This window comes from Paraburkholderia sp. IMGN_8 (assembly GCF_038050405.1).
Classification (GTDB): Bacteria; Pseudomonadota; Gammaproteobacteria; order Burkholderiales; family Burkholderiaceae; genus Paraburkholderia.
Genome location: NZ_CP150901.1, coordinates 868622 through 882924 on the forward strand (window position 1 = coordinate 868622; position 14303 = coordinate 882924).

The 14303-nt window shown below is 60.1% G+C and carries 12 protein-coding genes and 1 pseudogene; 10 read left to right on the top strand and 3 right to left on the bottom strand.

Annotated features, from left to right (window positions below):
* The first annotated feature begins 94 nt into the window (after positions 1 to 94).
* Positions 95 to 2440, top strand: coding sequence for a cytochrome P450/oxidoreductase (locus WN982_RS25245; protein ID WP_341318369.1), 2346 nt, complete (start codon positions 95 to 97; stop codon positions 2438 to 2440).
* 80 nt (positions 2441 to 2520) lie between these two features.
* Positions 2521 to 3876, top strand: coding sequence for an MFS transporter (locus tag WN982_RS25250; RefSeq protein WP_341318370.1), 1356 nt, complete (start codon positions 2521 to 2523; stop codon positions 3874 to 3876).
* Positions 3877 to 4349: 473 nt separating this feature from the next.
* On the opposite strand, the gene WN982_RS25255 is transcribed toward WN982_RS25250, so the two are convergent.
* Positions 4350 to 5249 (bottom strand): LysR family transcriptional regulator, encoded by a 900-nt coding sequence (locus tag WN982_RS25255; RefSeq protein WP_341318371.1) that lies wholly within the window; start codon positions 5247 to 5249, stop codon positions 4350 to 4352.
* Positions 5250 to 5288: 39 nt separating this feature from the next.
* On the opposite strand from WN982_RS25255, the gene WN982_RS25260 reads away from it, so the two are divergent.
* From WN982_RS25260 to WN982_RS25280, 5 genes are all read left to right on the top strand, one after another.
* Complete coding sequence (locus WN982_RS25260) at positions 5289 to 6719, top strand: MFS transporter (RefSeq protein WP_341318372.1); 1431 nt, start codon at positions 5289 to 5291, stop codon at positions 6717 to 6719.
* Between the two features lies 1 nt (position 6720).
* Positions 6721 to 7215 (top strand): ureidoglycolate lyase, encoded by a 495-nt coding sequence (locus tag WN982_RS25265; RefSeq protein ID WP_341318373.1) that lies wholly within the window; start codon positions 6721 to 6723, stop codon positions 7213 to 7215.
* A gap of 14 nt (positions 7216 to 7229) precedes the next feature.
* Positions 7230 to 8156, top strand: coding sequence for a polysaccharide deacetylase family protein (locus tag WN982_RS25270; protein ID WP_341318374.1), 927 nt, complete (start codon positions 7230 to 7232; stop codon positions 8154 to 8156).
* A 37-nt stretch (positions 8157 to 8193) separates the two neighbouring features.
* Positions 8194 to 9489 carry an amidase gene (locus WN982_RS25275; protein WP_341318375.1) on the top strand — a complete coding sequence of 432 codons (1296 nt, stop codon included), beginning with the start codon at positions 8194 to 8196 and terminating at the stop codon, positions 9487 to 9489.
* 562 nt (positions 9490 to 10051) lie between these two features.
* A complete protein-coding gene (locus WN982_RS25280; protein WP_341318376.1) occupies positions 10052 to 10198 on the top strand; it encodes a hypothetical protein in 147 nt (48 codons plus the stop codon).
* Positions 10199 to 10476: 278 nt separating this feature from the next.
* On the opposite strand, the gene WN982_RS25285 is transcribed toward WN982_RS25280, so the two are convergent.
* Together WN982_RS25285 and WN982_RS25290 are read right to left on the bottom strand one after the other, a co-directional pair.
* On the bottom strand, positions 10477 to 10716 hold the full coding sequence (locus WN982_RS25285) for a DUF4148 domain-containing protein (RefSeq protein ID WP_341318377.1): 240 nt from the start codon (positions 10714 to 10716) through the stop codon (positions 10477 to 10479).
* 129 nt (positions 10717 to 10845) lie between these two features.
* On the bottom strand, positions 10846 to 12156 hold the full coding sequence (locus WN982_RS25290) for an MFS transporter (protein WP_341318378.1): 1311 nt from the start codon (positions 12154 to 12156) through the stop codon (positions 10846 to 10848).
* A 212-nt stretch (positions 12157 to 12368) separates the two neighbouring features.
* Between WN982_RS25290 and WN982_RS25295 the strand changes: the two are divergent.
* The 3 genes and pseudogenes from WN982_RS25295 to denD form a co-directional block, all read left to right on the top strand.
* A pseudogene (locus WN982_RS25295) lies at positions 12369 to 12563 on the top strand (GntR family transcriptional regulator); the annotation flags it as partial.
* A gap of 57 nt (positions 12564 to 12620) precedes the next feature.
* Positions 12621 to 13190, top strand: a complete 570-nt coding sequence (locus WN982_RS25300; protein WP_341319417.1) for an FCD domain-containing protein — start codon at positions 12621 to 12623, stop codon at positions 13188 to 13190.
* 119 nt (positions 13191 to 13309) lie between these two features.
* Positions 13310 to 14290: a D-erythronate dehydrogenase gene (gene denD, locus WN982_RS25305; protein ID WP_341318379.1), complete on the top strand. Its 981-nt coding sequence runs from the start codon at positions 13310 to 13312 to the stop codon at positions 14288 to 14290.
* The last annotated feature ends 13 nt before the right edge of the window (positions 14291 to 14303 follow it).

Here is a 14303-nt window from a genome sequence, read left to right on the forward strand (position 1 = left end):
GCGCCGTCCGTCAGCGCCAACGCGTTTACCCTGGTAGTGAATTACGCATAGCGTACTATAGTTACGCAAATGGATGCGCAGCGAGGAGACATGGATGAGCGACGTCATTAACCCGGATCGCGCTTCGGCGTGCCCCTTCCACAACAGCGCGGGCGGCAGTATTCCGGCGACGCCAACGGGTTGCCCGGTCAGCCGCCGCGCCGCGGAATTCGATCCGTTCGAAGACGGCTATCAGCAGGACCCGCCGGAATACGTGCGCTGGGCGCGCGAACAGGAGCCGGTTTTCTACAGTCCGAAACTCGGCTATTGGGTCGTGACGCGATACGAGGACATCAAGGCGATCTTTCGCGACAACCTCACGTTCAGCCCGTCAATCGCCCTCGAGAAAATCACGCCGACGGGACCCGAGGCGAACGAGGTGCTGGCGTCATACGGCTATGCAATGAACCGCACGCTTGTGAACGAAGATGAGCCGGCACATATGCCTCGGCGTCGTGCGCTGATGGACCCGTTCACGCCGGAGGCGCTCAAGCATCACGAACCGATGGTGCGCCATCTCGCGCGCGAATATGTCGACCGGTTCATTGACGACGGCAAAGCCGACCTGGTCGATCAGATGCTGTGGGAGGTTCCGCTTACCGTTGCGCTGCATTTCCTCGGCGTGCCGGAAGAAGACATGGACACGTTGCGCAAGTACTCGATCGCGCATACGGTCAATACCTGGGGACGACCGAAGCCTGAAGAACAGGTCGAAGTCGCGCACGCGGTCGGCAAGTTCTGGCAGTTTGCCGGCAAGGTGCTGCACAAGATGCGTCAGGATCCGGATGGTCCAGGCTGGATGCAGTACGGCATTCGCAAGCAGAAGGAACTGCCCGATGTCGTCACCGATTCGTATCTGCATTCAATGATGATGGCCGGCATCGTGGCGGCGCACGAAACCACCGCGAACGCCACTGCGAACGCGATGAAGCTGCTGCTTCAGCATCCGCAAGCGTGGCGCGACATCTGCGAGGACCCGAGCCTGATACCGAATGCGGTCGAGGAGTGCTTGCGGCACAACGGCTCGGTCGCCGCGTGGCGGCGTCTGGCGACCCGAGACGTCACCGTCGGCGGCATCGACATTCCGGCGGGATCGAAGCTGCTGATCGTGACGTCGTCCGCGAATCACGACGAACGTCAGTTCGCCGACGCCGATCTTTTCGACATCCGCCGCGAGAACGCGAGCGACCAACTGACGTTCGGCTATGGTTCGCACCAGTGCATGGGCAAGAATCTCGCGCGCATGGAGATGCAGATTTTCCTGGAAGAGTTCACGCGCCGCTTGCCGCACATGCGCCTTGCCGAACAGCGCTTCACGTATGTGCCCAACACGTCGTTTCGCGGCCCGGAGCATCTGTTCATCGAATGGGACCCCGCGCTCAATCCCGAGCGCACCGATCCTTCGGTGTTGCGACCTCGGGACGCTGTGCGTATCGGCGAGCCGTCCGCGCATGCGATCAGCCGTGCCGTTGTAGTCACATCGGTGACCTACGCCGGCGCGGACATCGTTCGCGTCAAGCTCGCGTCACCTGACGGCCGCCCGCTTCCTCGATGGACGCCGGGCTCACATATCGATGTCGAATGTGGCAACACGGGCATCTCGCGGCAATACTCGCTGTGCGGCGATCCAGACGATGCAGGCTCGTTCGAGATTGCGGTGCTTCGAGAGCCACATGGGCGGGGCTGCTCCGAGTGGGTCCACAACAATGTCAAGGCTGGCGCACTGCTGCGCATACGTGGACCGCGCAATCACTTCCGGCTCGATGAAACAGCAAAGAAGGTCATTCTGATCGCGGGCGGCATCGGCATCACGCCGATCAGCGCCATGGTCCGGCGCGCGAAAGCGCTGGGCCTCGACTATGAACTGCATTTCAGCGGACGCACGCGCGTGTCGATGGCGCTGCTCGACGAACTCGCAACACTGCACGGCGACCGTATGCGCGTGTACGTGTCCGATGAAGGCACGCGCAACGACTTCAGCGCACTGCAGATTGCCGACGGAACTCAGGTGTATGCGTGCGGCCCGGCGCGCATGCTTGAAGCGTTGCAACGCGCATCCGCAGCCTGGCCAGATGACACGCTCAAGGTCGAGCATTTCGAATCGACGATCGGCACGCCCGATCCGGACAAGGAGCACGCGTTCGAAGTCCAACTGAAGGATTCGGGGCTCGTCGTGATGGTGCCGGCCGATCAGACACTGCTTGCCGCGCTGCGCAGGGCGAATGTCGACGTACAGAGCGATTGCGAGGAAGGTCTGTGCGGCTCATGCGAAGTGCGCGTGCTGGCAGGCGAAGTCGATCATCGCGATGTCGTGCTGACCAGAGGCGAGCGGCAATCGAATACACGGATGATGACCTGCTGCTCGCGCGCGAAGGGCAGGAAGCTCGTGCTGGAACTTTGACGCTGTACACACTTTAAACGCCAGGCCGCCACGCAGCACCGACTGCAGACGAGAGCGGTTGGTTCTTCAGGAGATGAGCAATGAGTACGAAGGTGCATGTAAACGCATTGGTCGATGATGGCCGATTCGGCCTGTATCAGTTGATGGTTGTGGTGCTATGCGCGGTGTGCCTTGTCATGGACGGATTCGACGTGCAGGCGATGGGCTACGTCGCGCCCGTCGTGATCCGCGAATGGGGCATTGCAAAAGAAACGCTGGCGCCTGTCTTCGGCGCAGGGCTGTTCGGTATGCTGGTCGGCTCGCTCGCGTTTAGCACGCTTGCCGACCGGGTCGGCCGCCGCCCCGTGTTGATCGCCGCGACGTTCTTTTTCTCGGTATGCATGTTCGCGACCGGCTTTTCGCATTCGATCCGAGAACTGGTCGTCTGGCGCTTTGCGGCTGGCCTCGGTCTCGGCTGCATCATGCCGAATGCGATGGCATTGGCGGGGGAATACAGTCCGCGGCGGATCCGGGTCACGCTGATGATGATCGTTTCCTGCGGTTTCACGATCGGCGGTGTCATCGGTGGGCTGATCACTGCGGCGTTGATCCCGAATTTCGGCTGGCGTTCGGTGTTTTTCGTCGGCGGCGCGATTCCGTTCGCGCTCGGCGTGCTGATGTGGGCGGCGTTGCCCGAGTCGATCCAGTTCCTGATTTTCCGCAAAGGTGATGCTACCCGTATTCGTCGCGGACTTGCGAAGATCGCGCCTGCTGCTGACGTGCCGTCCGATGCGGTGTTCGAGGTCAGCGAACAGAAACCGAAGGGTGTGCCGTTCGTCGAACTCTTCAAGGACGGCCGGACGCGTGTCACGCTGCTGCTGTGGATCGTCAACTTCGCGAACCTGCTCGACATGTACTTCCTGTCGAACTGGTTGCCGACGGTGATTCGCGAAACCGGCTATTCGACATCGACCGCGGTCTATGCAGGCACTGCGCTGTGGGGTGGCGGCGTAATCGGCACGCTCGCGCTGGGTCACATCATCGATCGCGTCGGCTTTACCCGCGTGCTGGCAACGACCTTTCTGCTCGCGATCGTCGCAACTGCCGCGATCGGCAATCCGCGCGTGCTGGTCTCCGTGGGCGCGCTTTTTATTGCAATCTTCCTGACTGGCTTTTCGATTATCGGCGGACAGCCTGCGCTTAATGCGCTCGCAGCGACTTACTACCCGACAGCGTTGCGGTCCACGGGTATCGGCTGGAGTCTTGGCGTCGGCCGGGTGGGCTCGGTAGTAGGTCCGGTGCTGGGTGGCGCCTTGATGCATCTTCAGTGGTCGTCGGCGTCGCTGTTCGTTGCCGCAGCTGTGCCGGCGGCCATCTCGATGCTCGGTGTGCTTTGCATTCACCTGTCGATGCGTGGCGGCGCGCATGCGCATGGGGTCACGCGTGCTTTCCAGTAAGCTCGGCTTGCGCAGCGCATATCGGGTCCACGATTAAAGTGTCGGCCTGGGCAGGCGGCGCTGCGCATCAGTGAAGGCTCCGCAACCCTGACGTTCGCGACACTGCCAACTTCGTCACTCACTGTCTCTCTGGCGAATCTGTCGCCGACCGGCTGTCGAGCGCGATGTGTAACCCAATCAAACCAGAAGTTGACATGTCCGCAATATAACGGAAAGCGGTCAATCGGCTATGCGACGCGACAGGCTGCTCTGGGTCGACAAGAGGCGTTCGACTTTTTCTATAGCGGCCGTTCGCAACAACGTCTGTCATGCTCGGACGAACGACTGCTTCATTCGACATTTGCCGCGCGACCTAGGCAGTCGGCTTGCGCTCGGACAGAACGCGCAAAGCCTTGGAGTGACCTTATTCGCGGTCTCACATCAACGCGAAAAGAAAAAGCATTATCGGGTTGGGATATGAGGTTTAACGGGCTCTATAGCCGAAGAGCCTTCATCGCATGATGTGTTTCAAACAGCAACGCTTCCGCGAGTCGCGTCAGAGGGCGGTCTTTCGAGGAAATCGCCCAGGCGTCGATCGTGTTCTTCGGCCGAAACGGCAGCGCGACAATCTGCTGCTGACCGGTATGTGCGATGGCCGACAGTGCATCGACCACCGCGACACCGGCGCCGGCGCCTACCAGCCTGCACGCGGTTTCCGAATAGCGTGTCTCGACAGCCACGCGGTACGGCACGCCGGCGTCGCGGAATGCCGCGGCAATCAGCGTACTGACGCGCGCCAGACGCGACAATCCGATCAGCGGATACGGCTCGAGATCGGCCGGCACGACACGTTTGCGCCGCGCAAGCGGATGTCCATGGGGCACGACGCAAACCATCTCGATCGACGCGATCTTCACCATCTTCAGCGCCTGGTCAAGCTCGGGTTCGAGCGCCATCGCCAGGCCGAAATCGGCCGCCAGCGCTTCAACGCTTTCGATCACCTTGAATGAATCGACGACGTCGCAAAACACCTTTACGTCGGGTTTGCCGATGATGAAACGCCGAATTGCCTGCGGAAGTATCGAGTGACCGAGCTGCGGCGTGGCGCTCACGCGCACATGTCCGAGGCGGTTCTCCTTGATGTCCTCGACGGTCTGGTCGAGAGCCTCGGAATACATGAACATGGCTTCTGACGCGCTGAACAGCAGCTTCGCCTCCTCGCGCGGGACCAGTCGGTTCCCCACGCGATTGAAGAGCGGGAATCCAAGTTCCGATTCAAGTTGGCCGAGCGCAGTGCTGACAGCCGGCTGCGAGATCCCGAGCACGCGGCTAGCACCGACCGTGGTCTGCGACGTCATGACGGCCCTGAAGATACCCAGCAGTCTCGTGTTCACAATAATCTCTTCTTATAGGGTGTGAATAATTTTCAATAGTTGCTTATTGTAAGGCCGCTTTTGATAATGCCAGTTATCGCATACCGAAGACCGGATGCGCGCCGTGACGGCACAACCCCCTCAGACCGAGACACCCCAATGAATACAGTCGCAAGCGCCAACGTTTCCGGTGTCGAACAAGCGGTCATGACAAAGGTGGCATGGAGAATCCTGCCTTTCCTGATGCTGCTTTACTTCGTCGCGTTCGTCGACCGGGTCAATATCGCCTTCGCGTCGCTGCAGATGAACGCGGACGTCGGGCTGTCGAGCGTTGCTTACGGAATCGGGGCGAGTGCGTTTTTCGTCAGCTATTTTCTGTTCGAGGTGCCAAGCAACTTCGTACTTTCGAAGGTCGGCCCAAGAAGATGGATCGCACGCATCCTGATGACCTGGGGGCTGGTCTCCGGCGCCATGATGTTCGTATCGGGCGAGAAGAGCTTCTATGTATTGCGCTTCCTGCTTGGCATGGCAGAAGCAGGTTTCTTTCCGGGCATTGTGGTTTACCTGAGCCGATGGTTCACCGCGAGTTACCGGGGACGGGTCACAGGCATTTTCATCGTTGCAATCCCACTGTCGGGCCTGATCGGCGGTCCGATTTCCGGGCTGATCCTCGACGGCATGAACGGCGTGTCTGGCCTGCGCGGCTGGCAATGGATGTTTCTACTGGAAGCCACGCCCGCGGTAGCACTCGGCATCGGTTGCCTATGGTGGCTGGCCGATCACCCCGCGGACGTGGCCTGGCTGAGCCCTGACCAAAAGGACAGGTTGGAGCGCATGCTCGAGAGCGAGCGTCGCGCACTCGACTCGGAGGCGCGCTATCCGTTGTCAGCGGCGTTCGCGAACCGCGCTGTCTTGCTGCTTGCGGGCACGCTGTTTTGCATCGTATTTGGTACGACCGGCATCGCGTTCTTCCTACCGCAGATCATCAAAAGTTTTGGCTATAGCAATACGGCAGTTGGTTTTCTGAGCGCCGTACCGTATCTCGCTGGCGTGATCGCAATGGTGTCATGGGCGCGCCATTCCGATACCCATCGCGAACGCGTCGCGCATCTGGCCACGGCGACGCTGTTCGGTGCGCTCGGTTTCATTGCTCTCGCGTTCCTGTTGCACGTGCACTGGGCCGCCATGATCGCTCTCTGCTTCGCGGCGATGGGCGTCTATGCTTCCAACGCACTGCTATGGACACTGCCTTCCGAATTGATGACCGGTACAGCGGCAGCCGTGGCAATTGGCGTCATTAATTCACTGGCTAACCTGTCCGGTGTGATCGCGCCCAGCCTGCTGGGATGGAGTCGCCAGGTCAGCGGTGGATTCGCGCTGCCGGCGTGGATTTTTGCGGGATTTTTAATCTTGGGAACCGTGCTAACGGTACTCTTCAGTTGCACACCGATGTTCACTGCATCGCGACGTGCTTTAGGGAAGGCAGTTTGATATGACGACGGCAGGCGCAGCACCGTACATCGAAGTAAAGCCATTAAGCGCGAACGCGTTCGACGTATATGGCGAAGTTCTCGAGAACAAGACTGAACAGCGACGGCGCGATTTCTCGATGCCGTTTGCCGGACTCGACACCGGCACTACTCCGCGTTTGTGGATTAACCGCTTGCAGCCGAGCCGCACTCGTTCAATCGCAATCGATACGATGGAATGCCATCCGCACTCGCATCAGACCTTTATTCCGATGCGCGAGGTTCCATACCTGATCGCGGTTGCACTACCCGGCGAAGACGGCCTTCCCGACCTCGCCACGCTCTCCGCTTTTATCAGTGGCGGCGGCCAGGGCGTGTGCTATCGACGCTCGGTCTGGCACTTCGCGTTTACATCGCTCGACGACGTCAATGAGGTAGCGGTGATCATGGCGGAGAGCGGCCGCAGCGATGACACCGTCGTAACGAGACTGGCCGAGCCTGTTATGGTCGCGCTATAGAGCAGGAGCACACAATGGACGGCAAATACGATCACCTGGAACGGAACTTCACCGGCTATGGACCCCGGCCGCCCAACCCCCGGTGGCCCAACGACGCCCGACTCGCAGTCAATATAGTCATCAACTATGAGGAAGGCGCGGAAGCGTCCTTCCCTGATGGCGACGGCCACTCTGAAAGTGGCCTGGCCGAAGGAGGGGCGGGCGGCTTCGAAGGCCGCGATCTCGCCGCCGAGTCGATGTTCGAGTACGGCAGCCGGGTGGGCATTTGGCGCGTGCTGCGCCTGCTGGAGGAGCGCAGCTTGCCCGCCACCGCGTTCGCCTGCGCGCAGGCGCTGGAGCGCAATTCGGAATTCGCGCAGGTAATCCGCGATGGCGACATCGACGTGTGCAGTCACGGTCGGCGCTGGGTGCGGGCACAAAATCTCACTGAAGAGCAGGAAGCTCAGGAAATCAGGCGTGCCTTCGAGTCTATTACTCGCACCACGGGACGGCCACCAGCGGGTTGGTATTGCCGTTATGCGCCCACCGTTCATACTCGCAAGTTGCTGGTTGAGCATGGCGGATTCATCTACGATTCCGACGCGTATAACGACGAACTCCCGTACTGGACGACGGTGCAACAGCAGCCGCATCTGGTGATTCCGTATAGCCTGACAAATAACGACGTCAAATTCGCGCGCGGCGCGATGGCGACCGGGGACGACTTTTACACGTTCGTCAACGACGCGGTCGAGATGCTGTGCCGCGAAGGCGCTCAAGCGCCGAAGATGATGTCGATCGGGCTGCACATGCGTTTGATCGGCCATCCTGGCCGTGCCGCGGGACTCGAGCGTTTGCTCGATAGCCTTGCGCGGCGGGAGGATGTGTGGATGTGTCGCCGCATCGATATCGCGAATCACTGGTTGCAGGAACATCCTTTCAGCGCAGCAGGGCGGAGTTGAAGAAAGTGCAGTGCGGCCAACTGATGACGATCCTGGAATGAAAACAGCAACAGATGCCTATTCCGTCGTCGAGATTTCCCGGCGAGTGCAAACGGGGGTAGACGATTCACTCGATGCAGCGCGCCATGCGCTTTCGGTCATTGCACGGCGGGAACGAGAGTTGTGCGCATGGTCGCACCTCGGGTCCGCGGGCGACCTCATTGGAGCGTCCGCGCGGACCGCATCCGGTCCGCTGGCGGGTGTTCCATTCGGCGTGAAGGACATCATCGACGTGGCCGGCATGCCGACCCGATGCGGTTCTGAGGCCTGCAACACCTCGCCGTCCCAATTCGATGCATCCTGCGTCGCCTTGCTACGGCGAGCCGGAGCGGTACCGGTCGGCAAGACGGTGACGGCCGAATTCGCTTATATGACGCCGGGACCCACGCGCAATCCGGCAAACCGCCAACATACGCCGGGAGGTTCATCGAGCGGCTCGGCCGCTGCCGTAGCCGCAGGCATGGTGCCTATGGCATTGGGCACGCAAACTGGCGGATCGATGATCCGGCCGGCGGCGTTTTGCGGTGTCGTCGGCTTCAAACCGAGTTTCGGGGCGCTCGGTCGCGACGGTATGAAAATAATGTGCGAGTCGCTGGATGTGATCGGCTGGTATTGCGCCGATGTGGCTGACGTGGCGCGGGTCGCGGAAGTCATGCTCCCCGATGCGCCACCTCCGTTGTACTCAACTGAGTATATGCGGACAGTAAAGATCGGGTTTTTGCCGGGCAATCCTGGCCATGTGCTCGAACACGCTGCACAGGCTGCTCTCGAAGATGCGAGGATTGCACTTCGCGGTCTGTCGACGATCGAACCGGTCCCTGAAATAACCGACCCTGCCAGATTTCTCGAAGCGCATTCGGTCATCATGCGTTACGAACTGTCGCGCAGCCTCTTACCGGTGGCATCGGAGCACGCAGCGCAACTAAGCCGGCCTTTGCGTGAGGCTATCGACAAAGGGCTGGCGATGCCGGCGCAAACTTATCGCGAGATGAAGGCGTGGCAACACGCGCAGCGTTTGTGCTGGAACGATTACTTCGGCGATGCGGATGTCGTCCTGACGTCGAGCGCTTTGGGTCCAGCTCCCAGAGGGCTTGAATCGACTGGAACCGCGGCCTTCAATAAAGCGTGGTCCCTGCTGGGCTGGCCGTGCATCCATTTGCCCACTGCGTTGAGCGAGGATGGCCTGCCGCTCGGTGTGCAACTGGTCGGGAAGCCGGAGACGGACAGGGAGTTAATTGGCTGGGCACTCGCTCTGCACAAGTTTGTCGATCGGCGAATCCGCGCCCAGCCGTAGGCGTTCGTCCCGATCGCGGAAAGGGCGTACCTATGACGAACAACCGGGCTCATATCGTTAGCAAACATGCTTTCCATGTAAAGCGAAAAACGGCGAGTCTGTGGTGCACTGAGGCCCTCTCGCCGCGAACGCATGGGGAACCAGTTCTCAACTTGCGGGATACATAACGCTGTCTCGCTGCGCTCTCTGACTGAAATTGCTTGCTAAATCGGCTATGGTGGAGAAAGCGTAATCTTCCCGTCGATCCGGCGGCGCCTGATGCTGTTAATCCTGGCGAGCATCACGCTGATCTTTGGCATCGCGCCAGGCCACACGCGAAACTGACGGCAGGCGTCTATGTGATCGGCGTTGCGGATGACGATCGCTGGAACGCATTTATTGCAAGTTCGGTCATTCAAGTTTAGTTTCGCCCATTACTTCTGGCGATCAGAATTGAACTCGCGCATCAGTCGTACAAGATCCTCCTCGACGGCCGGGTGTTCGCAATCAGTGTGCTGCGAACAAGAGGCTTGGCCGAGCACTTCGGGAAACAGTCGGTCGCACAGTTGACAAGCTCGCATCGGTGCCTTGGCGGGCGCACCGCCGTTGCCTCGGCGCGCTAGCTCATTTCGACTGTCTGCTCGTCAGCGACGTCGAGGCTGGGGATGATCGGCTGGTGATGGGGCGAGTGGTCGATGGGGCGGTGCTCATCCCCGATGGCCAGGCGTAGATCTCGGCGCAAACGGGCGACCTGGATAACAGCGCTGGTCTTATTCGCAGGAGTCTTGCCAACCGTCGTGAACGTTGACAATTCCACACATGCTGGTGGAGGGCATGATCATCCGATCCGGTCCGGGCCATGAAGAGACGGTCGCTGACGCTGCTTGAATGACCCCTCTTTTCAAACGTGGCAGAAGTACAAGCGCATTTCCCGATGAATAGCCTCGTCAACGCCCCGGGACGCTGTGCGGCGCGCAACGCCGGATGGCGTCCCGGGCACATGCTCGCTCAATTCCCACCGCCATGGAGCGAATTCAAGCGATCCAGCGTGCCGTCCTTCTGGGCACGCTGCAATTCCCGATAGACCGCCGCGCGAGTCTTGCCGAGGTGCGCACCGCTCGCGCTGCCGCCCACGGACGTGCCGCCCAATGCGTCCGACGCCATCGCGGCGCCGCTGCCGGTTTCGCCCAGCGAGTCCCGCCCATTCCAACTGTTCAACCGTGATGCGATGGCGGGGATCGGAGGCATTCTGCCGAGCCGGTACTGGTGCGGCTTGGTCCACCGTCAGCTCCCTTTCGAACCAGCATGCCGATCAGCGCGTTGGACACGGACTTGCTCAGCGAAAAGCCCCGAACCGCCATCGATAACACGTGGCGCTCAGCGATTGACGATCTTCGCGGGCACCAGGAAAGTCAGCAGCGTACCCAGGAAGAGTGCACCGGCCATCGCGTACAGGCCAGGATTGGTGCTATGCGTCATGTCCTTCATGAAGCCAATCAGATAGGGGCTGGCAAATCCGGCGAGGTTACCCCACGAATTGATCAGCGCGATACCGGCTGCGGCGGTGGAACCCCCAAGGAACGCTGTGGGCAGACTCCAGAACATTGGCAGCGTGCTAAGCCCCCCCATGGCTGCAAGCGTGAGACCGATCATCGCGAGAACAGGCTGGTCGCCGAAAGCCGCCGACATGATAAGACCAACACCGCCCAGAACTGCGGTGAAAGCCAGGTGCCAACGCCGCTCACGCTGCCGGTCGGCGCTACGCGAGACCAGCAGCATGGTAGCAGCGGCAGCGCCATACGGGATCGCTGTGAGCAGGCCAACGTGCAACGGATCCTTTACGCCAGTCGATGAGATCAGGGTAGGCAGCCAGAAACCGACCGTATAGAAGCCGCAGATCAGACAGAAATAGATTGCCGTGAGCAGCCAGACGCGGCCGTTCCTGAACACGTCGCCGAGTGAATGCTCAACCTTATGCGTGGAGTCTGCACGGATCTGCTCTTCGAGCAGCTCGCGTTCATCCGCCGTCAGCCACTTGGCTTTCGAGATGCCATCAGTCAACAGGAAAATCGCGCCGATGCCTGCCGCGATTGAGGGCAGGCCTTCAATGAAGAACAGCCATTGCCAGCCGGCGTGGTTCATCACGCCGCTAAAGGAATGGAGTACAAGGCCCGACAACGGACCGCCAATGAGACCAGAAAGCGGTACTGCTGCGGCGAATGCGGCGAACATCTTGCCGCGTCGATGTGACGGATACCAGTAAGACAGATAGAGGATCACGCCGGGATAGAAACCCGCCTCGGCTAGTCCAAGCAAAAAGCGCATGACGTAGAAAGCAGTCGGCGTGGTGACGAAGGCCATGCCAGAAGAGATGACGCCCCATGTGATCATGATACGGGCCATCCACAGTCGGGCCCCGACCCGATGCAGGATGATGTTGCTGGGAATCTCAACCAGGAAGTAGGCGATGAAGAAAATTCCGGCGCCGAGGCCATAGACGGTGTCGGAAAAGTGCAGGTCCGACGACATCTGGAGCTTTGCGAATCCCACGTTCACCCGGTCCAGATACGCAACCAGATAGCAGAACATCAGGAACGGCACGATTCGCCAGGTGACCTTGGCGTAGGTTCGTGTTTCGAATGACTGCGTGTCGACCTGCGTTAAGACCTCTACTGAATCGCTCTGCACTATCTGTCTCCTTGACGACCGGTCCCCGTCGGCCTTTCGCTGTTCCGATCCTGGACTTGCCACCCGAGTTCACTATGGCAGCAGGGCAACATGCGAGAGAGGCTGTGGCGGACATTTGTATGATAACCATACATAGTACGTATGGCATTCCGATCATAGGTAGAAAGTGGTAACGTGTCAATCGGACCACCTTTCATTCCAATTGCACCCATATGGCCCATTCGACCCAATCGTCAACAACTTTCGACCCACCGAAAATCGCCAACGTCGGTACGCTTGCTGACCGGGTGACAGCTGTGCTGCTTGAGAAAATCAAGGGTGGCGAGTTTCCGGCAGGAACGCGGTTGCCGACGGAGCAGGTGATAGGCGAGCGCTTCGGTGTGAGCCGCACTGTCGTGCGTGAGGCTATCTCGCGTCTGAAGTCGGACGGACTCGTTGAAATCCGGCAGGGTAGCGGGACCGTGGTGCGTGAGCCCAATCGCACGACGGCCTTTCGCCTGGAAATAGACCCGAAGGATTCGATCGATGCCGTGCTCCGGGTGAACGAGTTGCGGCGCGGAATCGAAGCAGAGGCGGCCGCGCTCGCGGCGCAACGTCGCACGCGCGTCCAACTGGCAGACATAAAACGTGCGCTCGCCGCAATCGACACAGCGACAAAGGAAAAGCGGGATGGTGTAGACGAGGATCTTGCTTTCCATATGGCGGTTTCGCGAGCCACTGGCAATCCGCTGTATGCGTCACTGCTTGAGTTCATCAGCCAGTTCATTCACGCCGCGATCCGCGTGACCCGGACGAATGAGGCGCGTCGCGAGGACTTTTCAACCCAGGTGCGCAGCGAGCACCGCGCGATCTGCGATGCGATAAGCGCACAAGACCAAGAAGCTGCCCGACGCGCAGCACTCACTCACATCGACAACGCCGGCAAGCGGATTCAGGAAGCCGACGCTACTTTCTGGGAAGCTGTTGGGACCGCTGCTGCTCAGCCTCTGATTAACGAAGATACGAAGGCTGCGAAGCGCGCTTCGAGAGATTAGACCTCAGTCACGACGCGTCCGGACTCCGGTCAATTTGCATCGCGCCCGACTCCAATGTAAGATCATCATACAACTTTTGCGGCGCCCATTTTGCGCCGCGTATTGTATGGAGGCAAAACATGAAGATTCTGGTGACCGGGGCAGCAGGTTTCTTGGGCCGGCGTCTGATTCGCGCACTGCTTGCGCGCGGCGAGTTGACCGATGCCGCGGGGCAGCGGCGACGTATTGAGCAGATCGACGCGTTTGACGTTGTCCCGCTCGAAGGCATCGACGATTCGCGCGTTCACGTTCTCACCGGAGACATTTCCGACCCCGCGCACGTCGAAACGCTTGTTGACGCAGACACCAGCTCGATCTTTCATCTCGCCGCAGTTGTCTCCAGCCAGGCTGAGCAGGAGTTCGAACTCGGCATGCGAATCAACTTCGATGCCACCCGGGCACTTCTCGAGCGCGTGCGCGTTCTCGGCTCGCAGGCGCGTCTTGTGATGACGAGTTCGGTTGCCGTGTTCGGTGGCGAACTGCCGGCGACGGTCGAAGACGCGCATGTCTGGGCGCCGCAAAGCTCATATGGCACGGAGAAGGCGCTTGCGGACCTGCTGCTTGCCGATTACAGCCGGCGTGGATACGTGGACGGCCGTAGCCTGCGAATGCCGACGGTTGTCGTGCGACCCGGTAAGCCGAATCGCGCGGCTTCCAGTTTCGCGAGTGGCATCATCCGGGAACCCATCAACGGGGTCGTCGCGGTGTGCCCGGTTGCGCCCGAAACGATCCTGTGGCTGATGTCCCCGGATCGTGCCGTAGAGAACCTTGTACATGGTCATGAAATCGCGAAGGACAGACTGACTCGTGGCCGCGTGATCAACATGCCGGGTCTCTCGGTTTCCGTCGAACAGATGTTGGCGTCGTTGCGTCGTATCGCGGGTGACGAAGTTGGGAATCGCGTGCGCGTCGAACGTGATCCTGCCATTGAGCATATCGTGAATTCCTGGCCGGGTAACTTCTCGGCGGACTACGCCCGCTCGCTGGGATTTGTCTATGACGTCGATTTCGACAGCGTCGTACATGCATTTATCAAGGACAACGCTGCGGTTTCCGCGTGACCGTTCACTTCCA

What these genes read in the sequence shown, in the direction of transcription:
- WN982_RS25245 (WP_341318369.1), top strand. Translation starts at nt 95, where the DNA reads ATGAGCGACGTCATTAACCCGGATCGCGCTTCGGCGTGCCCCTTCCAC.
- WN982_RS25250 (WP_341318370.1), top strand. Translation starts at nt 2,521, where the DNA reads ATGAGTACGAAGGTGCATGTAAACGCATTGGTCGATGATGGCCGATTC.
- WN982_RS25265 (WP_341318373.1), top strand. Translation starts at nt 6,721, where the DNA reads ATGACGACGGCAGGCGCAGCACCGTACATCGAAGTAAAGCCATTAAGC.
- WN982_RS25270 (WP_341318374.1), top strand. Translation starts at nt 7,230, where the DNA reads ATGGACGGCAAATACGATCACCTGGAACGGAACTTCACCGGCTATGGA.
- WN982_RS25275 (WP_341318375.1), top strand. Translation starts at nt 8,194, where the DNA reads ATGAAAACAGCAACAGATGCCTATTCCGTCGTCGAGATTTCCCGGCGA.
- WN982_RS25285 (WP_341318377.1), bottom strand. Translation starts at nt 10,716, where the DNA reads ATGCCTCCGATCCCCGCCATCGCATCACGGTTGAACAGTTGGAATGGG.
- denD (WP_341318379.1), top strand. Translation starts at nt 13,310, where the DNA reads ATGAAGATTCTGGTGACCGGGGCAGCAGGTTTCTTGGGCCGGCGTCTG.